This window comes from Micromonospora sp. C28SCA-DRY-2, assembly GCF_030519475.1.
Classification (GTDB): domain Bacteria; phylum Actinomycetota; class Actinomycetes; order Mycobacteriales; family Micromonosporaceae; genus Micromonospora.
This window is the reverse complement of sequence record NZ_JAUMKD010000001.1, coordinates 342,147-363,717: the sequence shown is the minus strand read 5'-3', so window position 1 is coordinate 363,717 and position 21,571 is coordinate 342,147. Positions and strand designations below refer to the sequence as shown.

General features: G+C 74.0%; 21 protein-coding genes and 5 tRNA genes. 14 read left to right on the top strand and 12 right to left on the bottom strand.

Features of this window, described 5'->3' with window-relative positions; translation table 11 throughout:
• Window positions 1-34 precede the first annotated feature (34 nt).
• Entirely contained in the window at window positions 35-1,198 is a 1,164-nt protein-coding gene (locus Q3W71_RS01650; RefSeq protein ID WP_302917487.1) for a cytochrome P450, read from the bottom strand.
• Window positions 1,199-1,207: 9 nt separating this feature from the next.
• Complete coding sequence (locus tag Q3W71_RS01645; RefSeq protein WP_302917486.1) at window positions 1,208-1,876, bottom strand: methyltransferase; 669 nt, start codon at window positions 1,874-1,876, stop codon at window positions 1,208-1,210.
• 184 nt (window positions 1,877-2,060) lie between these two features.
• Here Q3W71_RS01645 and Q3W71_RS01640 point away from each other — a divergent pair, with 184 nt between their 5' ends.
• Window positions 2,061-2,870, top strand: coding sequence for a hypothetical protein (locus tag Q3W71_RS01640; RefSeq protein WP_302918694.1), 810 nt, complete (start codon window positions 2,061-2,063; stop codon window positions 2,868-2,870).
• A 69-nt stretch (window positions 2,871-2,939) separates the two neighbouring features.
• Here Q3W71_RS01640 and Q3W71_RS01635 read toward each other — a convergent pair whose 3' ends face one another.
• Complete coding sequence (locus tag Q3W71_RS01635; protein WP_302917485.1) at window positions 2,940-5,867, bottom strand: M36 family metallopeptidase; 2,928 nt, start codon at window positions 5,865-5,867, stop codon at window positions 2,940-2,942.
• 212 nt (window positions 5,868-6,079) lie between these two features.
• Here Q3W71_RS01635 and Q3W71_RS01630 point away from each other — a divergent pair, with 212 nt between their 5' ends.
• Window positions 6,080-7,294 carry an alkane 1-monooxygenase gene (locus Q3W71_RS01630; RefSeq protein ID WP_302917484.1) on the top strand — a complete coding sequence of 405 codons (1,215 nt, stop codon included), beginning with the start codon at window positions 6,080-6,082 and terminating at the stop codon, window positions 7,292-7,294.
• A 31-nt stretch (window positions 7,295-7,325) separates the two neighbouring features.
• On the opposite strand, the gene Q3W71_RS01625 is transcribed toward Q3W71_RS01630, so the two are convergent.
• The gene (locus Q3W71_RS01625) at window positions 7,326-7,928 is read right to left on the bottom strand and encodes a TetR/AcrR family transcriptional regulator (protein WP_302917483.1); all 603 of its coding nucleotides are present in this window, start codon (window positions 7,926-7,928) and stop codon (window positions 7,326-7,328) included.
• Between the two features lie 293 nt (window positions 7,929-8,221).
• Here Q3W71_RS01625 and Q3W71_RS01620 point away from each other — a divergent pair.
• The 5 genes from Q3W71_RS01620 (at window position 8,222) to Q3W71_RS01600 (ending at window position 11,289) form a co-directional block, all read left to right on the top strand.
• Window positions 8,222-8,294 (top strand) — tRNA-Gly (locus Q3W71_RS01620).
• Between the two features lie 34 nt (window positions 8,295-8,328).
• Window positions 8,329-8,399, top strand: a tRNA-Cys gene (locus Q3W71_RS01615).
• Window positions 8,400-8,411: 12 nt separating this feature from the next.
• A tRNA-Val gene (locus Q3W71_RS01610) sits at window positions 8,412-8,486 on the top strand.
• A 450-nt stretch (window positions 8,487-8,936) separates the two neighbouring features.
• Window positions 8,937-9,392, top strand: a complete 456-nt coding sequence (locus tag Q3W71_RS01605; RefSeq protein ID WP_302917482.1) for a hypothetical protein — start codon at window positions 8,937-8,939, stop codon at window positions 9,390-9,392.
• A 94-nt stretch (window positions 9,393-9,486) separates the two neighbouring features.
• Window positions 9,487-11,289, top strand: coding sequence for a glycoside hydrolase family 15 protein (locus tag Q3W71_RS01600; RefSeq protein WP_302917481.1), 1,803 nt, complete (start codon window positions 9,487-9,489; stop codon window positions 11,287-11,289).
• Window positions 11,290-11,338: 49 nt separating this feature from the next.
• Here the strand turns inward: Q3W71_RS01600 and Q3W71_RS01595 are convergent, their stop codons facing one another.
• The 3 genes from Q3W71_RS01595 to Q3W71_RS01585 all read right to left on the bottom strand — a co-directional run bounded on the left by Q3W71_RS01595 (window position 11,339) and on the right by Q3W71_RS01585 (window position 13,140).
• A complete protein-coding gene (locus tag Q3W71_RS01595; RefSeq protein WP_302917480.1) occupies window positions 11,339-11,857 on the bottom strand; it encodes a GNAT family N-acetyltransferase in 519 nt (172 codons plus the stop codon).
• A gap of 93 nt (window positions 11,858-11,950) precedes the next feature.
• Window positions 11,951-12,358 carry a VOC family protein gene (locus Q3W71_RS01590; RefSeq protein ID WP_302917479.1) on the bottom strand — a complete coding sequence of 136 codons (408 nt, stop codon included), beginning with the start codon at window positions 12,356-12,358 and terminating at the stop codon, window positions 11,951-11,953.
• Entirely contained in the window at window positions 12,355-13,140 is a 786-nt protein-coding gene (locus Q3W71_RS01585; RefSeq protein ID WP_302917478.1) for an ArsR family transcriptional regulator, read from the bottom strand. The genes Q3W71_RS01590 and Q3W71_RS01585 overlap by 4 nt, the downstream gene beginning before the upstream one ends.
• Before the next feature lie 390 nt (window positions 13,141-13,530).
• Between Q3W71_RS01585 and Q3W71_RS01580 the strand changes: the two genes are divergently transcribed.
• The 3 genes from Q3W71_RS01580 to Q3W71_RS01570 are packed head-to-tail and all read left to right on the top strand — an operon-like array spanning window position 13,531 to window position 15,935.
• Window positions 13,531-14,376: an ABC transporter ATP-binding protein gene (locus tag Q3W71_RS01580; RefSeq protein ID WP_302917477.1), complete on the top strand. Its 846-nt coding sequence runs from the start codon at window positions 13,531-13,533 to the stop codon at window positions 14,374-14,376.
• Entirely contained in the window at window positions 14,373-15,134 is a 762-nt protein-coding gene (locus Q3W71_RS01575) for an ABC transporter permease (RefSeq protein WP_302917476.1), read from the top strand. Before Q3W71_RS01580 ends, Q3W71_RS01575 begins: the two co-directional genes overlap by 4 nt.
• Before the next feature lie 30 nt (window positions 15,135-15,164).
• Window positions 15,165-15,935 carry a MerR family transcriptional regulator gene (locus Q3W71_RS01570; protein WP_302917475.1) on the top strand — a complete coding sequence of 257 codons (771 nt, stop codon included), beginning with the start codon at window positions 15,165-15,167 and terminating at the stop codon, window positions 15,933-15,935.
• 4 nt (window positions 15,936-15,939) lie between these two features.
• On the opposite strand, the gene Q3W71_RS01565 is transcribed toward Q3W71_RS01570, so the two are convergent.
• On the bottom strand, window positions 15,940-16,350 hold the full coding sequence (locus Q3W71_RS01565; protein ID WP_302917474.1) for a helix-turn-helix domain-containing protein: 411 nt from the start codon (window positions 16,348-16,350) through the stop codon (window positions 15,940-15,942).
• A gap of 112 nt (window positions 16,351-16,462) precedes the next feature.
• On the opposite strand from Q3W71_RS01565, the gene Q3W71_RS01560 reads away from it, so the two are divergent.
• Entirely contained in the window at window positions 16,463-17,110 is a 648-nt protein-coding gene (locus tag Q3W71_RS01560; protein WP_302917473.1) for an NADPH-dependent F420 reductase, read from the top strand.
• Between the two features lie 87 nt (window positions 17,111-17,197).
• On the opposite strand, the gene Q3W71_RS01555 is transcribed toward Q3W71_RS01560, so the two are convergent.
• Entirely contained in the window at window positions 17,198-18,175 is a 978-nt protein-coding gene (locus Q3W71_RS01555; protein ID WP_302917472.1) for a DUF5937 family protein, read from the bottom strand.
• A 70-nt stretch (window positions 18,176-18,245) separates the two neighbouring features.
• Between Q3W71_RS01555 and Q3W71_RS01550 the strand changes: the two genes are divergently transcribed.
• Entirely contained in the window at window positions 18,246-19,061 is an 816-nt protein-coding gene (locus tag Q3W71_RS01550; protein WP_302917471.1) for an isocitrate lyase/phosphoenolpyruvate mutase family protein, read from the top strand.
• A gap of 93 nt (window positions 19,062-19,154) precedes the next feature.
• Here the strand turns inward: Q3W71_RS01550 and Q3W71_RS01545 are convergent, their stop codons facing one another.
• On the bottom strand, window positions 19,155-19,403 hold the full coding sequence (locus Q3W71_RS01545) for a DUF6458 family protein (RefSeq protein ID WP_302917470.1): 249 nt from the start codon (window positions 19,401-19,403) through the stop codon (window positions 19,155-19,157).
• A gap of 173 nt (window positions 19,404-19,576) precedes the next feature.
• On the opposite strand from Q3W71_RS01545, the gene Q3W71_RS01540 reads away from it, so the two are divergent.
• Window positions 19,577-19,649 (top strand) — tRNA-Gly (locus Q3W71_RS01540).
• A gap of 37 nt (window positions 19,650-19,686) precedes the next feature.
• A tRNA-Val gene (locus tag Q3W71_RS01535) sits at window positions 19,687-19,761 on the top strand.
• A gap of 23 nt (window positions 19,762-19,784) precedes the next feature.
• On the opposite strand, the gene Q3W71_RS01530 is transcribed toward Q3W71_RS01535, so the two are convergent.
• Complete coding sequence (locus Q3W71_RS01530; RefSeq protein WP_302917469.1) at window positions 19,785-20,429, bottom strand: response regulator transcription factor; 645 nt, start codon at window positions 20,427-20,429, stop codon at window positions 19,785-19,787.
• On the bottom strand, window positions 20,426-21,565 hold the full coding sequence (locus tag Q3W71_RS01525) for a sensor histidine kinase (RefSeq protein ID WP_302917468.1): 1,140 nt from the start codon (window positions 21,563-21,565) through the stop codon (window positions 20,426-20,428). The genes Q3W71_RS01530 and Q3W71_RS01525 overlap by 4 nt, the downstream gene beginning before the upstream one ends.
• Between the last annotated feature and the right edge of the window lie 6 nt (window positions 21,566-21,571).

The window sequence follows — 21,571 nt, the reverse complement described above, 5'->3', positions numbered from 1 at the left end:
GGTACGCACCACGGGGGGAGCCCTCGCGGGCGGCCTAGCGCCGGCGGATGACGAAGGCGTCCGGCATCCGGAAGGTGAGGTTGTCCGGGCACCAGGGCGCGCGGACCACCGTCGCCCCGGCCAGCAGCGGGGCCGCCTCGGCGACCACCACCGCCGCCTCCATCCGGGCCAGCTGGTCGCCGACGCAGCGGTGCGCGCCCGCCCCGAAGGCCAGGTGCCGGCGCGACCCGCGCTGGCCGGGGCGGAACTCTTCGGGGGCGTCCACGGTGGCGGGGTCCCGGCCGGCCCGGGCCAGCCAGAGCACCATGCTGGTGCCCGCCGGCACCGCCGTCCCGCCCAGCGTGGTGTCGGTGGCGGCCACCCGCCGCCAGGTGACGATCGGCGGCTCCAGCCGCAGTCCCTCCTCGACCACGTCGGCGACCCGCACACTGCCGGCGCGCAGGCCGGCCAGCACCTCCGGCTCGCCGGCCAGCCGGTGCAGCAGCAGGGTGAGGAACTGCGAGGTGGTCTCCTGGCCGGCGACCAGCAGGAAGAACAGCGCACCGACCACCGTGTCGGGCGGGTGGCCGGCGGCCCGCAGGTCGGCCGCCAGCCCACCGCCGGCGGCCGCGAACTCGCGCAGCACCCGGTGGAACCGGCCCACCTCGGCGGCGAGGGTGAGCTGCCGCTCGGCGTCCAGCGGCGCCCAGAACAGCTCCAGCGCGGCCCGGGCGAACGCCTTCACCGCGCCGACCGGCGCGTCCGGCAGGTCCACCAGCCGGGCCAGCACCAGCAGCGGCAGGTCGGCGGCGAGCCGGGCGTAGAGGTCCACCGGCGCCCCGGCGTCCAGCTCGGCGGCGAGCGCCGCGACCCGGCCGCGGACCAGGTCGGTCAGCCAGGGCCGCTGGGCGGCCACCCGGGTCGGGTGCAGCGCGTCGGCGACGATCGCCCGGATCGCCGGGTGGCTGGCGCCGGAGTTGTTGGCCAGTGTCGGCGGCAGCCGGAACCGGTGTCCGGCGAGCACCCGCAGCGCGGCCACCGGCATCGGTGTCACCGCGTCCAGGGCGTTGTCCGGCCGGTAGGTCACCGGGTCGGTGAGCACCTCGCGGACCAGCGCGTGCCGGGTGACCACCAGGTGCTCGACGCCGGTGTGGTCGGCGACCCGGGCCACGTCGGGCCAGGCGGCGTCGGCGGCCTGCGCCCAGCTGCGGAACAGCACGCCGACACGCTAGTCGGCGGCCCCCGGCCGGCCGGGACGCAACTGCCACACCGTGGTGCGCTTCACCCGGACGCTCTCCAGGGCCTCCGGCACCGGGACGTCGTAGCCGGCCAGCTCGTCGAAGCGGTCCCGGGGCAGGAACGCCCGGCCCGGGTCGCCGACCAGCACCCGCGCCCCCGAGCGGGCGGCCCGCAGCAGGAAGCGCAGCATCCGGTTGGCCATCGCCTCGCTGTAGAAGACGTCCCCGGCGAGCACCACCTCGGCGTCCCCGGCGTCGCCGTCGAGGACGTCGCCCAGTTCGGCGTGGACGCGTACCCCGTTGGCCTCGGCGTTGAGCGCGACCGCCGCGACGGCCAGCTCGTCGACCTCCACGGCGCGGACCGCGGCGGCGCCGACCCGGGCCGCGGCGATGGCCACCAGTCCGGAGCCGGCGGCCAGGTCGAGCACCCGGCGGCCGGCGACCAGCTCGGGGTGGTCGGTGACGTACCGGGCCAGCCCCTGCCCGCCGGCCCAGGCGAAGGCCCAGAACGGCGGCGGCTGGGCGCTGCGGAACTCGCCCTCGGTCAGCTCCCAGAGCCCGATCGGCTCGTCCGCCTGGTGCAGCCGCACCTCGGGGACGAAGGCGACCGGCGCGAGGCGGGCGTGCAGCCGGACGAAGGCGGCGGAGAGCTCGGACACCGGGTGATTCTCGCGTGGCCCGCCGACCCGGCGTGTCGCGGGGGAGGGGTGACCGGTTCACCACCCTCGGTGACATCCACCCCCGCACTTGCCGATCGGTGCGAACACACCCGTCTGGCCGGCCGGCCCGCGTGCTCCTAGCGTTGCCGGACAGGAGGCGACCGGGGAGGGCGGAACGGTGACGATGCGGCGGTACGCGCTGCGGGCCGGGGTGGTGCTGGCCTGCCTGAGCGGGATGGCGCTCGGCCCGGCCGCGCCCGCGCGGGCGGCCTTCGCCACCGAGCTGAGTGGCCTGCCCGACGAGTTCACCGCCGGGGACCGGGTGGCGACCGTCTCGGCGGTGGTCTCCCGCACCGACCCCGGGCGGTGCGTCAAGGTGCGCTGGTCGATGGTGCTCACCGTGCGCGGGATCCGGCTGGACCAGGTGAAGGTGGACCGGGTCGAGGAGACCGGTTCGTTCCCGCTGGAGATCCGGACCGAGGGGGACGTGGCCCGGCTGACCGACCGGCAGCTGGACCCGGGCACGCTCTGCCCGGACCGGACCGTCACCGCCCGCTACCGGCTGGCCTTCGCCGAGGACGTCACGCGGGGCCGGGTCACGCTGGCGGCCGAGGCGTACGACGCGAACCTGCGCCTGCTGGCCCGGCAGACGGCGACCCGGTCGGTGGTGGGGCCGGCCGCCCCGGCCACCCCGACCGAGCCGGCACCGGAGAGCACCCCACCCGCGCAGCCCATCGAGCCGGCCGAGGAGACCGCGGAGGTCGAGCCGACCGAGGAGCCGGTGGCCGAGGTGCCCCCGGCCGCGGGCCGCCCGGTCGCGCGGTCCGGCGGCTTCGGTGCGGTGCACGCCGCGTTCCTGCTCGGCGGGCTGCTGCTCTTCCTCGGCGTCGGGTTGCTGCTGCGGCTGCGCCACCTGACCCGGACCGCCGGCGGGGACGGCGACCCGGAACCCGCGGACCGGTGGGAGCGGCCCGCCGGGCCACGACGGTGGTGACCGGCCCGCCGGGAACGGGCGGCCGGTGCCCGGGGCCGGCCGGCGCGCGCCGGCCGGCCCCGGGAGGCGTCACTTCGAGAACGCCTGGAACTCGGCGATCCGTACCTGGTCGCGCGCCGGGCTGGCGGTCGCGCAGTCGGTCGTCGTGGCCGGGTCGTCGTCCTGCTCACCGGCGTACGCCGGGCCGCCGGTGCACTGGCTGGCCAGCACCTCCAGCCGCAGGTGGGTGGCGAGCGTGGTCGGCACCCGGAACTCGCGCAGGTTGATGTCCCGCACGTAGGCCCGGTACGCCCCACCCGGGAACGCGTCCGCCGCGCTGGTGTGGATCCGCTGCCAGTTCGCCGGATCGGCGCAGTCGGTGATCTTCGCGTTGCACGCCGACACCGCGAACGACCGCAGCGCGCTGAGCGCGTTCTGGCTGCCCGGATCGGCGTCGCCGGCGATCGCCGGGCGCAGCATGGCGCTGACGTTCACCCGCTTCACCACCTGCGGCGCGTCGCCGGGCAGCGCCACGGTGACCTGCCGGCCGGCCACGCCGTCGAGTGAGGCCCAGTTGGTGGCCTCGGTGTCGTCGGCGATCCGGTCCAGGTTGACCCCGTCCCCGGTGACGGTCGCGCCGGACGCGGTGGACGCCAGGTTGCGGCTCATCCGCAGGTCGACGTAGCCCTCCTTGCCGGCCTTGGCGACCACTGTCAGCCGCTGGTGCCCGAAGCCGGGCGCGACGGCCAGCAACTGGTACGTGCCGGGCACCAGCTCGACGGTGTCCGGCAGCGCGGTGGCCGGGTCGGTGTCGGCCACCGGCACCGCCCGCGCCTCGTACGCCCCGACGTACACCCGGATCGGCGCGTCGGCGCTGTCGCCCTTCGGCCGGAGGGTGAGCAGCGCGTTGTCGGCGTTCGGGGCGGCGAAGCTCGGCGTCGGGTCGGTGTCGGAGGCGCCGTTGGTGGCGGCGTCCCGGCCCATCCCGGAGCGGGCGAACTCGGCCCAGATCAGGTCCTGGTTGGCGCCGCCGAAGCGGAGCAGGTCGGCGGTGAGCATGTTGTCCCGCATGTCGAGCATGCTCACCTGGCTGGCGGCCTGGAGCAGGAACGAGTCGAAGACCAGCTGCGACCAGCGCCGGTTGCCCGGGCACTGCTCGACCGGCACCTTGCCGCGCGCGCAGTCGAGCTGCCGCTGCGGGGTGCCGACGCCGTACCGCTTCATCAGCGCGGCCCGGACCCGGAAGTTGGTGGCGCTCCAGATCTCACCGTCCGCGTGCACGGCCGGGCCGCCGGTGTTGTAGCCGACGTCGGAGTAGTTCAGCGGGCTGCGGCTGAAGTCGTGGTTGCGGATGCCGCTGACCAGGTTGCCGGTGACGTACCCGCCGGTGATGTAGGGCGTCTCGCCGGGGGCGCGCAGCCCGTGCTGGAACAGGTACTCGGCGGCGAGCAGGTCGCTCCACGACTCACCCATCGAACCGCCCTGGTGCCCGCCGATCCCGCTGTTCGGGCCGGCGATCATGCGGTTGGTGATGGCGTGGGTGTACTCGTGCCCGATCACCGTCATGTCGTAGTCGCCGTCCACGCACGGCGGGTACGGCCCGCCGGCCTGCGGCTGCCACAGGTACATGTTGGTGGTCGGCGGCAGGCCGTCGCGCGGCGTGCCCTGGTTGGCGTTGTTCCGGTTGCCGCTCAGCGCGCCCTGCTGGGCGCGGCCCTGCTCGGCGTCCCCACCGAGGCCGTCCGGGGTCAGGTTGACCGCCTGGAGGTTCCAGGTCGCCTCGGTGAAGCCGAGGTGCCAGGCCCAGTCGTGCATCCGGTTGTGCATGGCGAAGAGGTTGGCGATGGCCGCGTCGTCGTCGTTGCGCTGCGCCGAGGTGAACACCTCGGGGTTGCACCGGGCCTGGTGCCACTGGTCGGTGAACGGGTACTCGTAGCGGCGTTCCGGGCTCTCCGTGGCCGGCACCACCGGGGTTCCGGCGCCCCAGGAGCGCACCGTGTTGGCCGAGTTGCCCCGCGAGGTGAGGGTCGGCGTGCCGGTGGCCGCGTCGACGTCCCACGGCTGGCCGGTGGCCGGGTCGCGGAACGCCGCCTGGCAGTCCGGCGCCGGGTCGCCGCACCAGCGCACCCGCGGGTCCACGCCGGGGCCGAGGTCGCGGGGCGGGGTGGCCGGGAAGACCGCCCAGCTCGGGTTGTCCGAGTCGTAGTCGACCAGGTCCTCGCGGACCAGCACCTGACCGGTGATGCCGTCGACGTAGGTGGTGTAGGCGGTCGGGTGGTCGGCGTCGGCGCCGATCAGGGTCACCTCGTACGCGTCCCGGGCCCCGTCCAGCGGGGTGGGTACGGCGACCCGGTGCACGGTGTGGCTGCGCACCCCGGCCGGTTCCAGGCCGGCGTCGGCCAGCGCGACCGCGTACGCCTGCTCCTCGGTGAGGGTGGCCGGTGCCGGCGCCGCCGCGTCGCGGGCCAGCGAGGAGCTCACCGACAGCACCGTGCCGTCGGCGACCGCGAGGGTGACCAGGCCGTCGTGCCCGGCCGGCAGGTCACCGAAGCGCTGCCGCAGGGTGACCACCGCGCCGGTGCCGATCGGGCGGACCAGCAGCCGGTCCATCGCCGCCACCTCGGCCGCGTCGAGGCCGAAGAGGTCCTGGTTGCCGGTCAGGTAGGCGCGGGCGGCCGCCTCCGGGTCGGCCGGCAGGCCGGTGGCGAGCGGGGCGCGGCCGGGGCCGAGCGCGTGCGGGGTGCCCAGCCGGTTCCACCGCACGTCCGGGTCGGCCTTGCGGGCCAGCCCGCGCTGGTTGGCGTCCGGGGCGGCGGTGCCGGCGCGGTTGTCCACGTCGGCGTGCTGGTGGCCCTCGGCGAACGGGCCGGAGCGCCGTTCCTCGGTGGCGCCGCCGGCCGGCGCGGCGGCGCCGGGGCCGGCGGGAAGCAGGGCGGTGACCACCGCGGTCGCCGCAAGAACGGGGACGAGCCGGCGTCGGCGCCGGCTCATCCAGGGTGTCCACTCCGGTTGTGCCACGGGTCCTCCTCGTGGGAGCGGGATGGCCGGCCCTCCGCCGGCCGGTGCCGCGTGGTGACGCATGCGCATCTGTGGATACCAGCCGGTCGCGGTGGGGACAAGGTCGGCGACTGTCCGTTTTCGCGGCCAGGTTCTTGACAAAAGCGCTGCTCTTGTAAAGCCGCGGCCCGGGTGTCAGGGTCGAAGACAGTCCCCCGGATCGGAGGTTGACGATGGCGACCGGTGCCCCCGCGACCGTCCCCGCCGACCGCTGGCGCGATCCGCGCCGGCCGTTCTGGCCCCTGGCGCTGCTCGTCCCGGCGCTGCCCTTCCTCGGCTACGCGACCTGGCGGGGCACCGACGCCGGCTGGGCCTGGTGGCTCACCCCGGTGATCGTCTTCGGCCTGATCCCGGTCGTCGACCTGCTGATCGGCGACGACCGGGGCAACCCGCCGGAGGCGGCCGTGCCCGCCCTGGCGGCCGACGGCTACTACCGCTGGCTGACCTACCTCTACCTGCCCGCGCAGTACGCCGCGCTGGTGCTCTGCTGCGCGGTCTGGGTGCGTGGCGGGCTCTCCCCGTTCGGCGCGGCCGGTCTGGCGCTCACCGCGGGGGTGGTCAACGGCATCGCCATCAACACCGCCCACGAGCTGGGCCACAAGCGGGAGCGGCTGGAGCGCTGGCTGTCCAAGGTGGCCCTCGCGCCGACCGGGTACGGGCACTTCCACGTCGAGCACAACCGGGGCCACCACGTGCGGGTGGCCACCCCGGAGGATCCGGCCAGCGCCCGGCTGGGGGAGAGCTTCTGGCGGTTCTGGCCGCGTACCGTCCTCGGCAGTCTGCGTTCGGCCTGGCGGCTGGAGACCGGCCGGTTCCGGCTCCGCGGCCGGTCCCGGTGGACCTGGCGCAACGAGGTGCTCAACGCCTGGGCGATGACGGTGGCGCTGTTCGGGGCGCTGGTCCTCGGGTTCGGCCCCGGTGTGCTGCCGTTCCTGCTGCTCCAGGCGGTGCTCGGGTTCTCCCTGCTGGAGGTGGTCAACTACCTGGAGCACTACGGGCTGGCCCGGTGGCGGACCGCGGCCGGCCGGTACGAGAAGGTCGACCCGCGGCACAGCTGGAACAGCGACCGGGTGGTCACCAACGTCTTCCTCTTCCAGCTCCAGCGGCACAGCGACCACCACGCCAACCCGCTGCGCCGCTACCAGACGCTGCGCAGCTTCGACAGCTCGCCGCAGCTGCCCGCCGGCTACGCGACAATGGTGGTCGCCGCGCTGGTCCCGCCGCTGTGGCGGCGGGTGATGGACCACCGGGTGATCGACCACTACGCCGGCGACATCGAGCGGGCCAACGTCCACCCGCCGGCCCTGCCCCGGCTGCGCGAGCGGCACCGCCGGCGCGCCGCCACCCTGGCCGACCGCCAGGCCCACCGGCCGGTCGAGGCGCCGTGAACCGTCCGGCCCGGCGGGGCTCGGCGCCGTGCTAGTCCAGCTCGGCGGGGTCGAGGCCGAGCTCCCGGGCGGTGACCAGGCGCACCCACTCGGTGAACTGCCGGCGGGAGATCACCCGGTCGTGCACCGCCAGCTGCACCGCCAGGCCGTCCATCACCGCGCTGATCCGCCAGGCCGCGCCGGCCGGGTCGGCGCACTCGAAGGTGCCGTCGCGGACCCCGTCGGCGATCACCGTGGCGAGGTCCTCCCGCCAGCGCAGGTCGAGCCGGCGGGAGACCTTCTCCAGCTCGGGGGTACGCAGCGACTCGGCCCAGCCGTCGATCCACATGGCCCAGGAGATGGTCCGCCCGGCCGGGGTGTAGATCTTCAGGATCCGGCGGAGCTTGGTCAGGGGTGGGGCGGTGGACCGGACCACCGCGTCGAGCCGGGCCAGATCCTGCTCGGCGGCGTACGCGAACGCCTGGGCGAGCAGCCGGTCCTTGGTGGCGAAGTGGTAGAAGACCAGTGCCTGGCTCACCCCGGCGGCCTGTGCCACGTCGGCCGTCCGGGTGTTGGCCAGACCGCGTTCCGCGATCACGTCACAGGCGGTGCGCAGCAGGGCATCCAGGCGGATCTCGGCCGCACGTCTCGTCACGCCGTTACCGTAACCCATTCGCCCGAACACGGCCCGTTACCGAAACGGCCTGCCCTGCGTCGAAAGTCAAAAGTCAGACAGTTTCTGACCTGGGAAAACGTGAATCACGAATCGTTGTCGGTCTTTATCTGCCATGATCTACGCCAATCGGCCAGTCGTAGGTTGGGCATCCTCCTAGGAAGCTCTGCGGGGCGTGCGCCCCGACCCGGACGCGCCGAGTTTCCCCCCGAGTTGGCAACCCTTCGTCGGCTCGGCTAAAGTTCTCATCCGTCACCGGGGAATGCCGGGGGCACGCGGACGTAGCGCAGCTGGTAGCGCATCACCTTGCCAAGGTGAGGGTCGCGGGTTCGAATCCCGTCGTCCGCTCGGAGCTGCCGCCACGCATGACGGGGGCAACCTCGGTGGGGTGGCCGAGAGGCGAGGCAACGGCCTGCAAAGCCGTGTACGCGGGTTCAAATCCCGTCCCCACCTCGACACAGACGCGGGCGATTGGCGCAGTGGGAGCGCGCTTCCTTGACACGGAAGAGGTCACTGGTTCAAACCCAGTATCGCCCACCAGAAGTACGCAGCGGGCCCGTCACCGACAGGTGGCGGGCCCGCTGCTTTCGCGGCCCCGGTGACATCGCGTGACCCCTCGTCGGCCCGAGCGGTCGGCCCGCTTCGACGGCGCCGTCCCGCCCGCACCGTTCGGCTGGATTGCGCTGGTTTGTTCGGCAAACCGACGCTGTGCGAGGTCTTGTGGGCCTAGGGTGGAGGCCCGGGCGACCGCCCGCGACACTGTCGCGAGGCGCGCCCCGGTCCAGGGCCGTACACGACCTCGTGTGTCCAGCCGGAAGGCGACGATGTCCGAGACAGGTGCGCGGGGCCGCGTACGGGACGCCGGGCGGCCACTGCTCGGCGGGACGGGCGTTGTCGGCTTCCGCGGTTCCCCGCGGAAAGTGCGCTCCGCGCCGACCGCCCGGGCACACCTCGCCGGCCCCCGCTGAGATGGACTGGGCCGGATGGGCAGTGTTCGGGTTGGTCGCGACGGCCGCACTCACCGCGACGATGATCGCGGCGCAACTGGCCGGGCTCACTCGCCTCGACCTTCCTCTGGTGCTCGGAACCCTGGTCACCGGGGATCCCGACCGGGCCCGGGTGGTCGGCTTCTTCATCCACCTCGTCGCCGGTCAGGGCTTCGCCCTCGGGTACGCGGCCGCGTTCGCCGTGCTGCACAGCGCCACCTGGTGGATCGGTGCGCTGTTCGGTGGGCTGCATGTCGCGATCGCGCTGACCGTGCTCCTGCCGCTGCTCCCGGGCGCCCATCCGCGGATGGCCTCGCTGCGGGCCGGACCCTCCAGCACGGCCGTGCTGGAGCCGCCCGGCCTGTTCGCCCTCAACTACGGCGTCCAGACTCCCGCGGTGGCGGTCGTCGTCCACGTCATCTACGGGGTCGTCCTCGGGCTGCTCCTGCGGGCCCACTGATCCGCGTCGGCCCGCGGGTCGGTACCCGCGGCGGTGATCGTCGGCGGCCCGTGCGCGCCACCGGTGGGGGACCCGAGCGGCCGGTGAGCCGACCGTGACCGCACCCCGGCCGCCGGCCCCGATCAGCGACTACGGGCTGCTGGGCGACACCCGCACCGCCGCCCTCGTCGCCAGTGACGGCGCCATCGACTGGCTCTGCGTACCCCGCTTCGACGGAGAACCCCTCTTCGGCCGACTCGTCGGTGGCCCGCCGGCGGGAACGTTCCGGGTCGGCCCGGCCGCGGCCGCCACGGTCGTCGGGCGGCGGTACCGGCGGCACACCGCCACGCTGGAGACCACCTGGGCGGTGGACGGCTGTCGGCTCACCCTCACCGAGGCCATGGTGGCCGAGGTGTCCGGACGTCTGCTGCCGACGACCCTGCTGGTGCGGCGCCTGTCGGCCGAGGGGGGAGCGGTCGACGCCGCCGTCGAGTTCGACCCCCGCCTCGGCGCGCCGCACCGCCGGCCCCGAGCCCGCCATCGCGGCGGAATCCTGGTGTGCGAGTGGGGCGCGCTGGCCGTGTCCCTGACCGGCACACCCGAGCTGGCGGTCGAACCGGGCCGGCCCACCCCGGTCACGGTCCTCCCGGGCCGCCCGCTCACCCTGGTCCTCGCCGTGGCCTACCGCGAACCGCTGATCCACGTCGAGCCGGCGGCGGCGTGGGACCTCGTCGGCGAGGACGAGGCCCGCTGGCGAGCCTGGACGGCCGGTATCCAGGAGTCGCTCCCATTCCGGGAGCACGTCGTCCGCAGTCTGCTGACCCTGCGCTTGTTGACCTATTCCCCCTCGCAGGCCCCGGTGGCCGCACCGACGACATCCTTGCCCGAGGATCCCGGCGGGGCGCGGAACTGGGACTACCGTTATGTCTGGCCCAGGGACGCCAGTATCGGCGTCAACGCGTTCCTCGGCGTCGGCAAACTCGACCAGGCCCAGGGTTTCCTGGCGTGGCTGCTGCACGCCAGCCGGCTGGAACGGCCACGGCTGCCGGCGCTGTTCACCCTGAACGGCCGCCACGTGCCACCGGAACGGGAGCTGCCGGGATGGCCCGGCTACCACGACAGCGTGCCGGTACGGGTCGGCAACGGCGCCGCCGACCAGCACCAGCTCGACGGCTACGGCTGGGTGGTCGACGCCGCCTGGGTGTTCGTCCAGGCCGGCCACCGCCTCTACTCCGAGACGTGGCGGGCGGTGCGCGGCTTCGCCGACGTTGTCGCCCGCCGCTGGCGGGAGCCCGACGCCGGCGTCTGGGAGGTCCGCGAGCCCGGCCAGCACGTGCATTCCAAGCTCATGGGCTGGCTCGCCCTCGACCGGGCGCTGCGCATCGCCGACACGCACCGGCTGTCCGCGCGGCAACGCCGGCGCTGGCAGAGCGCCCGAGATGCCATCGCCGCCGAGGTCCGCGCCCGCGGCTTCGACCCGGCGCAGGCCAGCTACGTCCGCAGCTACGGCTCCACCGACCTGGACGCCGCCCTGCTCGTCCTGCCCCTGCTGGGCATGGACAGTACCGAGTCCGCCCGGGTGCAGGGCACCATCGACGCCATCCGCGAGCGGCTGTCCGCCGGCGGCCCGCTGCTCTACCGATACCCGCCCGGGCGCGACGGCCTGCCCGGCACCGAAGGGGCGTTCCTGCCCTGCTCGTTCTGGCTCGTCCAGGCCCTCGCCAGCACCGGACGACGCGTCGAGGCGATCGAGCTGTTCCAGGCGTTGCTCGACCACGCCAGCCCGCTCGGCCTGTACGCCGAGGAGATGGATCCCGCGACCGGAGCCCACCTCGGCAACTATCCGCAGACGCTGACCCACGCCGCGCTCGTCCAGGCCGCCCTCGCCATCCGCGACAGCCCTCAGGTCGATCGGTAGCCCACGGACGGGGCCGGGCCGTGCCGCCGGCTCGTCGGGTGACAGCTCGTCACGGTCCATCCGGATCCGGGTCGGATGGCGCGGTCTGCGCGGGCTCGTCGAGGCGCAGGATCGTTTCTTCGATTTCCGTCTTCCGCGCGTTGGCGTACGAGGTCTCCGTGCCGGTGATGGCGAAGCCTGCTTTCCGCAGCACCTTCAGTGATCCCGCGTTGTCACTGGCGGCGCGGGCGAACAGGGGCCGGACGGGAACCGACTCGATCAGCAGGGCGAGCGCTCGGCTGGCGATGCCCTGCCCCCAGTAGGCCCGGTCGATCCAGTAGGTGACCTCGGTGACTCCGTCGATGACGAAGGCGGCGATGCTGCCGACCAGCCGTCCATCGGCGGTGACGGCGCGATTGACGGCCGTGGATGACGCCCTGACCTTCGCCATGTGGGCGTCGAACGCGGTGCGGTCGTCGGGATCCTCGGCGGTGAAGGCGGCCATCCGGACCGACTCGGGATCCCGCATCTGTTCGAACAACGCGTCGAGATCGGAGTCGTCGATCGGCCGCAACGCCACGTCAACCACAAGTGCCCCCTAGGCTGGTCCAGCAACCGGTCAGCGCGGGCGAACGTACCAGCGGCGTCGGACATCGGTGAGGAGTCGCCGGCCGGCTGCTGGTCAGGGCGTGACTGGTGCGGTGGGCGTGCTGTCGGCGGGCTGGAACAGTTCGATGAGATTGCCGGCGGGGTCGGCGAGCAGGATCTGGCGTCCGCCCGGGCCGGTGACCACCTCGCTGCGGAAGGTCAGTCCGCCGCCGCGCAGGCGGTCGACCTCGGCATCCAGGTCGTCGACGACGAGGTGGACACGGTTGCGCCCGGCGGTGGCGGCGTCGGCGGGGGTGGCGCGGGCGCCGGAACTGGTCGGTCCGGACAGCAGCAGCCGTAGCGGGCCGCGCACCACGTCGGCGAACGCGGGGGCGGCACTGGTGTGGACGGTGAACCCGAGATGGGTCGTGTAGAAGTCGACGGCGGCCTGGACGTCGTCGACGAGGTAACGCACGCTCGCGTACTGGCTGGGTGCCGTCATGGCGCGGTCTCCTTCGCGGGTCGGGTGGCGGCGAGCAGGGGCAACAGGTGGCTGATGCGGGTGTCGATGTCCGTCGCGGCGCGCTGGAAGGCGGAGTAGTCGGGTTCGCCGGTGTCGCCGGTGGTGGTGGGATCAGCGAGGCTCCAGTGCATCCGCCGAGGCTCGCCCGCGAAGTCGGGGCAGACCTCGCGGGCCCTGTCGCACAAGGTGATCACGTAGTCATACCGGCGGCCGGTCACCGTGTCGAGGTGGCGGGGCTGCTGTCCGGTGACGTCGATGCCGAAGCTGTCGCGCAACGCCCGTACGGCGTAGGGGTGAAGACGTGGCTTGGGCCGGGTGCCGGCACTGAGCACCCTGACCTGGCGGCCGGCGCGATGGCCCAGCAGGGCCTCGGCGATGGGCGACCGCGCGCTGTTGCCGGTGCACACGAACAGCACGTCGAGACGCGGTGAGCGCCGCGGGTCCACGGGAGGGGGCGCTGTTTCCCGGTGCAGTGCGGGGTGCAGGGCCGCTCCGATGTCGGCCAGTGCCCGCGCGCACCGGTCCAGGTCGAGGTGGTAGTAGCTGTCACGGCCGTCGAAGCTGCTGCGCGAGGCGGTGACCAGCCCGCTGTCACGCAGCAGTCGAAGGTGGTAGGAAACCAGATTCTGTGGCTCGTCCACCAGGCTCACGAGCTCCCGGACGCGGTGGTCGCCCGCCGCGAGCGCGGTCAACAGCCGCCAGCGCAGGGGATGGGCGGCCAGATACAGGAACGCCGGGGCGTCGGGGCTCGATGGCGCCATGGACCGACTTTACATCAAATACGTTTGATGGGTTGTCGGACCGCGTCGGACAGCGCTGACGGATTGCCGCCGGCGTGGGCGTCAGCGGGCTGAGGCCGGCCGCTTTCCTCTGTCCAGGCCACCTCCGGGCCTGCGCGCGGCGCGGGGGTCTCGACCCGATGGGCGGCGGCATCGGGCCGCTCGCCGCCGGTCTCGGCAACTATCCGCAGACGCTGACCCACGCCGCGCTCGGCCAGGCCGCCCTCGCGATCCGGGACAGCCCCGCGACCTGATCTGCAACTCCCCGTGCGGGACCCGCTGGTCCGCAACCGGCCGACGCAAGCGGACCGGACGGGCTGCCTCGCAACCGGGCTTGACCTTGACGCAGCGTCAACCCCGCATGCTGGCGCCATGTCCACAGATCCCCAGATGACAGCCGAGCGGGTCCGGGGTCCGGTGATCCAGGTGCGCGGCTTGGCGAAGGCGTACAAAGAGCTGCACGTGCTGCGTGGCGTGGACGTCGAGGTGGCGCGGGGCAGCATCTTCGCCCTGCTCGGCTCCAACGGGGCGGGCAAGACCACTGTCGTGCGGATCCTGTCCACGCTGCTCAAGCCGGACGCGGGAACGGCCACGGTCAACGGCTTCGACGTCGCCACGCAGGCGGCGAGGGTGCGGGAGTCGATCAGCCTGACCGGGCAGTTCGCCGCCGTCGACGAGATCCTCAGCGGCCGGGAGAACCTGGTGCTGGTCGCCCGGTTGCGGCATCTGCGGGATCCGGGTGGGATCGCGGACGAGCTGCTGGCCCGCTTCGCACTGACCGACGCGGGCACCCGGAGGGTGTCGACCTACTCGGGCGGCATGCGCCGCCGCCTCGACATCGCGATGAGCCTCATCGGAGACCCACCGGTGATCTTCCTCGACGAGCCGACGACGGGGCTCGATCCACAGGCGCGCCTGGAGGTGTGGCAGGCCGTCCGGGAACTGGCCCGGCAGGGCACCACGGTGCTGCTCACCACCCAGTACCTCGACGAGGCCGAACAGCTCGCCGACCGGATAGCGATCCTGCACCAGGGGCGGATCATCGCCAACGGCACCCTCCCCGAGCTCAAGCGGCTGCTCCCACCCGCCAAGGTCGAGTACGTCGAGAAGCAGCCCACGCTCGAGGACGTCTTCCTCGCCATCGTCGGTGACGACGGCACCGACAGCACGGCGGGCGCCGCCAGCCCCGCCGGCACGAAGAACCGAGGCACTCGATGACCAAGCACTTCGTCAGCGACACGTTGGTGCTGCTGGGGCGGTCCCTGCGCCACATCAGCCGCAGCCCGGACACCATCATCACGACCGCGATCATGCCGATCGCCTTCATGCTGCTGTTCGTCTACGTGTTCGGCGGCGCGATCCGGACCGGCTCGGACCGGTACGTGAACTACCTGCTGCCCGGCATCCTGCTCATCACTGTCGCCTCGGGCATCTCCTACACCGCGTTCCGCCTCTTCCTGGACATGAAGGGCGGCATCTTCGAGCGGTTCCAGTCCATGCCGGTCGCACGCTCGTCCGTGCTGTGGGCGCACGTGCTGACCTCGCTGGTCGCCAACCTGATCTCGCTCGTGCTGGTGGTGCTGGTCGCCCTCGGCATGGGCTTCCGCTCGGGCGCCGGCGTCGCGCAATGGTTGGCGGTCGCCGGCATCATGATGCTGTTCACGCTGGCCCTGACGTGGTTGGCCGTCATCCCGGGCCTGACCGCGAAGTCGGTGGACGGCGCGAGCGCGTTCTCCTACCCGCTCATCTTCCTTCCGTTCGTCAGCTCGGCCTTCGTACCCACGGAGAGCATGCCCGGCCCGGTGCGGGCCTTCGCCGAGAACCAGCCGGTGACGTCCATCGCCAACACGATCCGCGACCTGTTCGCGCAGCAGCAGGTCGGTGGCGACATCTGGATCGCGCTCGCCTGGTGTGTCGGCCTCCTCGTCGTCGCCTACGGCGCCGCCATGGCCGTCTACCACCGCCGGACCGGTTGACGACGGGTCTCCTTGGGGCAGGCTGAGGCCATGCTGACGATCGGACGGCTGGCGTCCTACGCCGGGGTGACCATCCGGGCGGTGCGGCACTACCACCAGATCGGACTGCTCCCGGAGCCGGAGCGCGACGCCTCCGGCTACCGGACGTACGACGCGGACGCGGTCGTGCGACTCGTCCGGATCCGGACCCTGGCCGAGGCCGGCGTCCCGCTGGCCTGGGTCCGCGAGTTGCTCGACGCCGACCCGGCGGCGTTCGCCGCCGCGATCAGCGAGATCGACCGGCAGCTGCGGACGCGGATCCGCACGCTGCGGGAGCATCGGCGGCGGATCGCGCTGCTGGGCTGCGGCGATTCCCTGGCGGTGCCGGCGGAGGTGGTCGACTACCTGGACCGCCTGCGGGCCATCGGAGCGCCGGAAGCCGTCATCGAGGCGGAGCGCGACGCGTGGATCCTGGTGGCGGCGCGCTGGCCGGAAGCGATCCCGGCGTTCATGGCCGACAAGGTGGCCCAGCTGGCCGACCCGAAGGTCGTCCGGCTCTATCGGCTCGTCAGCCGGCTCGCCGAGAACAGCGCGGACGACGCACTGCTGCGCGAGACGGCGGACGCGATGATCGACCTGTTCGAGCAGGCGGCGGCCCGTGGAGAGCTGGACTGGCAGGACGAGGCCATGCCCGACGCGGCGTTCGTTCGCCTGCTGGACTCGTTCGTCGACGGTGTCCACCCCGCCGTCGGGCGGCTGCGGGAGCTGATCGCCGAGCGGGGCTGGATCGGGTGGAACCGGGTCGAGCGGCGCGCGCCCTGAGGCGTCACGTCGCGCGCGCGAGCGGATCGGGCCCGGGTGGACGTCGGCGTGCCTCGAACCGTTCCTGGGCGTCGAGGATCGCATCGGCGTGCCGGACGGCCCAGGCGCCCATCACCCGCATCGGCTCCAGCAGGGCGGCGCCCGCCTCGGTCAGCGCGTAGTCCACCCGGGGTGGCGCTTCCCGGTACGGCCGGCGTTCCACCAGGCCGTTGTACTCCAGCCGGCGCAGCGCGTCGTTGAGGACCTTCTGACTGATCCCGCCGATGCGGGTGCGCAGCACAGCCGGGCGCATCGGACCGTACGCGGCGATCGTGAAGACCACGACGCTGTCCCAGCGGTTGGCGAGCACCTCGAACGCCACCCGGGCGCGGCAGTCGGAGGTGTAGTCGTCGAGCTGCTCAGCGGCACCACCCATGCGTCCATCCTGCCCGCTCTGTCGCACACCGTTCGGTGTGCATCGGCCTGCCTATCGTCCTGCCCGGCGGTCAACACCGAGGCACCGCGGAGCAGGGAACGGAGTACGACACGTGAAGATCGGCATTCTCGGGACGGGCGGTATGGCGGCGGCGCTCGGCGGCGCGTGGACGGCGACCGGGCACGAGGTGGTGATCGGCGGCCGGAGTCCAGAGCGTGCGGAGCGGACCGCCCGGGAGATCGGTGCCGCCGGGCACGGCAGCCTGGCGGACGCCGCGGCGCACGGCGACGCCGTCCTCGTGGCGGTCCCGGCGGCAGCGGCGCCGCCACTGGTGGGCCGCCTCGCCAACGGCCTCGCCGGACGGACGGTGATCGACTGCACCAACGCCCTCGTACCGACCGGCGACGGGCTCATGCTCGATACCGGCGGCGCCACGTCCGTGGCGCGGCAACTGGCGGCCGCCGCGCCCGACGCGCGGGTGGTCAAGGCGTTCAACCTCTGCCATGTGAGCATCTGGTCACTGCGCCCGCCGACCTTCGAGGACGTACCGCTGGCCGTGCCCTACTGCGCCGACCACCCGGCGGCGGCCGCGGCGACGGAGACCCTGATCAGCTCGATCGGCTGCACGCCGGCGCCGTGTGGCGGGCTGGCGCGGGCGGCGTACCTCGAGGCGACCGCGGCGCTGGCGATCGGGCTGTGGTGGTCGGGCGGCGAGCCGCGCGCGGTGTTCCCGACCCCGGGGGAGGTGTCGCGTCCCTGAGCCTGCCGCGGCCGGTCCGGGGCCTTCCGGGCCGCTGCGCCCGGCACCCGGAGCGGTGGGCGGCGCCGACCCTCCCCGCCGGTCGGGTCAGCCGGCGGCGGCGAGCAGCGCCTCGGCGACCTCGGTACGGACGCTGAGCAGGGTCCGGCCCTGCCGGTGGGTGGTCACCAGCCCGGCCGCGCGCAGCGCGGTGAGGTGCTGGGACACCCCGGCCGGGGACATCCCGGTCCGCCGGGCCAGTTCGGTGCCGGCGGTCGGCGCGGCCAGCTCGGTCAGCAGCCGGGCCCGCCCCGGCCCGAGCACCGCGGCCAGCGCCCCGGGGGTGCCCGCCGGGCTCTCCCAGAGCGTGCCGACCCCGCGGGCCGGGTAGCTGAGCTGCGGGGCGTCCCCGGCGGCGACGCTGAGCACCGACGGCCACACGAAGACCGAGGGGACCAGCACCAGGGCGCCACCGGCGGGCACGTCGGGGGCGGCGCAGTGTCGCTGGGCGATGCGCAGCGTGCCGTCCTCCCAGCGGACCCAGTCGTGCAGGTCGTTCAGGAGTGCGGCGACGCCGTCCTCGGCCAGCCGGCGGGCCCGGGCGAACACCTCGGCGTCGAGCAGCACCCGGATCCGCGGCCAGTCGGCGGCCACCGCGATCCGCCAGTACGTCTCGATCTCCCCGGCCAGCCGGCGCAGGCCCGCCTCCGGGTCGGCGTGCAGGGCGGCCACCGCGGGCGGCCGGTCGCCGGGGGCGAGGTCGAGCTGCGCGCGTACGGTCGCGGCGGGGGTGGCCCGCAGCACCGCCAGCTCGGCCGCCAGGTCGGGGTTGAGCCCGGCCGGGGGCGGGGTGAGGAAGTCGGGGAAGTAGCCGGGCGCGGCCGGGATCAGCTGCCAGAGCAACCCGTCCGGGCCGAGCAGCCCGGCCTCCGCCAGGCTCGGCCGGACCCGGCGCACCCAGGGCAGGTGGACGGCGTGGCGGCCGGGCTCGCGGAGCACCCGCACGCCGGCGGCCACCTCCCAGAGGCAGGAGACGGCGAAGCGGATCCGGGCGACGCCGGCCGCCGACAGCCCGATCGAGACCACGGCACCCCCGGTGGATTCAGCTGGGACTGAAACGATACTGCCGGCGGCCGGACCGGCCCAGACTGACCGGGTGAGTGATCAACACAGTCGAGCAGAGCTCTTCCGTTCCCTGCACACCGCCGCGTCGCCGCTGGTCCTGGTCAACGCCTGGGACGTGGCCAGCGCCCGGATCGTGGCGGCCGCCGGCGCCCGCGCGGTGGCCACCACCAGCGCCGGTGTGGCCTGGAGCCTCGGCGCTCCGGACGGCGACGCCCTCGGCCGCGAGGCGGCCGTCGACCTGGTGCGCCGGATCGCCGCCGCGGTGCCGGTGCCGGTCTCCGCGGACATCGAGTCCGGTTACGGGGCGAATCCGGCGGAGGTCGGCGAGACCGCGCGGGCGGTGATCGCCGCCGGCGCGGTCGGGGTGAACATCGAGGACGGCCGGTACGACGGCGGGTCGGCGCTGCGCGACGTGGCCGACCAGTGCGCCCGGATCGCCGCGGTGCGGGCGGCCGCCGACGCCGCCGGCGTGCCGATCTTCGTCAACGCCCGGACGGACACCTTCCTGCGGGGCGTGGACGGGGTGACGGGGACCGTGGCGCGGGCCCGGGCGTACCTGGCCGCCGGCGCGGACGGGGTGTTCGTGCCGGGCGTGGTCGATCCGGACACCGTCCGGGCCCTGGTCACCGCGCTGCCCGCACCGGTCAACGTGCTGGCCGGGCCGGGTGGCCCGGCGGTGCCCGAGCTGGCCCGGCTGGGGGTCGCCCGGGTCAGCCTGGGCTCGGCGGTGGCCGAGGCGGCGTACGCGGTGGCCCGGCGGGCCGCCGAGGAGGCGTTCGGCACGGGGACGTACCAGGCGCTCGCCGGCGGGTTCCACTACGGTGCGCTGAACACCCTGATGCGCTGACCCGGCACACGACGACGTGCCGGCCACCCGGTGTGGGGGGTGGTCGGCACGTCGCCGCCGCGACCGTCCAGCTCCATCGGCCGCGCGGGCCGGTCAGAGCGGCGGGGCGATGTCCCGGCGCTCCTCGACCCGGCGGTACTCCACGGGCTCGACGGGCTCGGTGGTGCTGACCACCTGGCGGCGCCGGCCCCAGATGAGGGTGGTCATGATGAGCCCGAGCACGCCGGCCGCCATCAGGATCCAGCCGACCACGTCGAGGTTGATGCCGCCGACGCTCGCGTCCAGCGCGAAGGTGAGGATCGCGCCGACCGCGATCAGGAAGATGCTGGTGCCGATACCCACGACAGCCTCCTTGTCAGGGGATGTGGTGTGCTGTCGAAGGTCTTCAGTACCCCGCGGCTGACCAGCGCAACCATGCCCGTCCCGGGCCGGGCGGCGGGGGCGGGTGGGGCGACCGACCGGGGGATCTTGTCATCGGGTAGAGTTGGCCCGTCGCCGGGGAACGCCGGCGGCACGCGGACGTAGCGCAGCTGGTAGCGCATCACCTTGCCAAGGTGAGGGTCGCGGGTTCGAATCCCGTCGTCCGCTCGCGAGCCACCCCGCGGCTGTGCCGGGTGGTCACCAGGGGCGATTGGCGCAGTGGGAGCGCGCTTCCTTGACACGGAAGAGGTCACTGGTTCAAACCCAGTATCGCCCACCATCAGGCCGCCGGTCGCGGCCGGCTCACCGGCGGTCCGCGCCGGTCGCGGCGTAGACGGCGAGCTGCACCCGGTTGGCGCTGCCGGTCTTGGTCATCAGGTTCGCCACGTGGGTCTTCACGGTGGTGACGCCGAGGTGCAGCCGGGCGGCGATCTCGGGGTTGGACAACCCCTGCCCGACCAGGGCGAGCACGTCGCGCTCGCGATCGGTGACGCCCGCCGGCGCCGCGACCGGGGCCCGGTTCGCCTGGGTGTGCACCGCCTGCTCCACCAGGCGGCGCAGCACCGGCTGGCTGAACGGGTTGTCGCCGGCGGCCGCCCGCCGCACCCCGTCCAGCAGCTCGGCCGGGCTGGTGTCCTTGACCAGGAAACCGCAGGCGCCCGCGGCCAACGCCGGGTAGAGGTGGTCGTCGTCGTCGAAGGTGGTCAGCACCACCACCCGGGTGGCCGGCCGATGGGCCAGGATCCGGGCGGTGGCCGTGGTGCCGTCGACGCCGGGCATCCGCAGGTCCATCAGCACCACGTCCGGGCGGAGCTGCTCGGCGAGCCGGACGGCGGCGGCCCCGTCGGCCGCCTCGCCCACCACCTCCATGTCCGGCACCGAGCCGCACAGCATCCGCAGGCCGGCGCGGACCAGTTGCTGGTCGTCGACGAGCAGCACCCGGATCACGCGGCGACCCCCGTGGGCACCCGCGCGGCCAGCCGCCAGCCGGTGCCCGCCGGGCCGGCGTCGAGCCGGCCGCCGAGGACCTCGACCCGCTCCCGCAGGCCGACCAGCCCGTGCCCGGCCGGCCCGCCGGGGGCCGACCCGGCCGGGCCGCCGCAGTCGCGCAGCTCGAACTCCACCCGGTCGTCGTCGACCTGGATCGACAGTCGGGCCCGGGCCGCCGGGCCGGCGTGCTTGGCCACGTTGGCCAGTCCTTCCTGGGTCAGCCGCAGCACGGCCAGCGCGGTGCGGGAATCCAGCCGGACCACGTCCGGGTCGATGTCCGCCTGCACCTCCAGGCCGATCCGGTGGCTGCGGTCCACCGCGGTACGCAGGGCCACCGGCAGGCCCTCCGGGTCGACGAAGGTGACCTCCCGGGCCGAGCCGGGATCGCGCAGCACGGCCACCAGCCGGCGCAGGTCGGTCAGCGCCCCGGAGCCGGTGGCGTGCACGTCGTCGAGGACCTGCCGGACCCGCGGGTCGTCCAGCGGCAGCACGTTGCGGGCCACCGCGACCCGGAGCACGATCGAGGCCACGTGGTGGGCCACCAGGTCGTGCAGTTCCCGGGCGATGGCGGTGCGTTCCTCGGCGCGTACCCGGGCCACCTCCTGCCGGGCGCGGTCGGCGGCCTGCCGGTTCAGCTCGCCGAGGGCCCGGACGTGCAGGCCGAGCAGCAACGGCGCCACCACCGCGGCGGCCGCGGCGTAGAGGACGGTGAGCGCCACGTCGATCAGCTCGTCGTAGTCGGAGAGCATGCTGCCGGTGACGCCGACCACCAGGCCGGTCCACACCTGCCAGCCGGAGCGGCGGGCGCCCAGCTCGAACATCGCCCAGGCCAGCGCGACCGAGGGGACGGCGTCGTTGTCCGCGCCGAACAGGTAGCCGACCGCGAACGCCGTGGACACTCCACAGACGACGGTGAACGGGGACCAGATCCCGACGAAGCCGAAGAGCAGGACGCCGACCGCGAGCCCCCGGTCGAGCGGGCTCAGGGTGCTGCCGTCCGGGGTCAGGACGAGGTAGCCGACCCCGGTCAGGCTCACCAGGGTGAGCCGGATCGCGGTGTACCGCTCCTCGAACAGCCGCTCCACCCAGAGCATGCCGGC

What these genes read in the sequence shown, in the direction of transcription:
- Q3W71_RS01640 (WP_302918694.1), top strand. Translation starts at nt 2,061, where the DNA reads ATGCGGCGGTACGCGCTGCGGGCCGGGGTGGTGCTGGCCTGCCTGAGC.
- Q3W71_RS01630 (WP_302917484.1), top strand. Translation starts at nt 6,080, where the DNA reads ATGGCGACCGGTGCCCCCGCGACCGTCCCCGCCGACCGCTGGCGCGAT.
- Q3W71_RS01590 (WP_302917479.1), bottom strand. Translation starts at nt 12,358, where the DNA reads ATGACGGCACCCAGCCAGTACGCGAGCGTGCGTTACCTCGTCGACGAC.
- Q3W71_RS01585 (WP_302917478.1), bottom strand. Translation starts at nt 13,140, where the DNA reads ATGGCGCCATCGAGCCCCGACGCCCCGGCGTTCCTGTATCTGGCCGCC.
- Q3W71_RS01580 (WP_302917477.1), top strand. Translation starts at nt 13,531, where the DNA reads ATGTCCACAGATCCCCAGATGACAGCCGAGCGGGTCCGGGGTCCGGTG.
- Q3W71_RS01575 (WP_302917476.1), top strand. Translation starts at nt 14,373, where the DNA reads ATGACCAAGCACTTCGTCAGCGACACGTTGGTGCTGCTGGGGCGGTCC.
- Q3W71_RS01570 (WP_302917475.1), top strand. Translation starts at nt 15,165, where the DNA reads ATGCTGACGATCGGACGGCTGGCGTCCTACGCCGGGGTGACCATCCGG.
- Q3W71_RS01565 (WP_302917474.1), bottom strand. Translation starts at nt 16,350, where the DNA reads ATGGGTGGTGCCGCTGAGCAGCTCGACGACTACACCTCCGACTGCCGC.
- Q3W71_RS01525 (WP_302917468.1), bottom strand. Translation starts at nt 21,565, where the DNA reads ATGCTCTGGGTGGAGCGGCTGTTCGAGGAGCGGTACACCGCGATCCGG.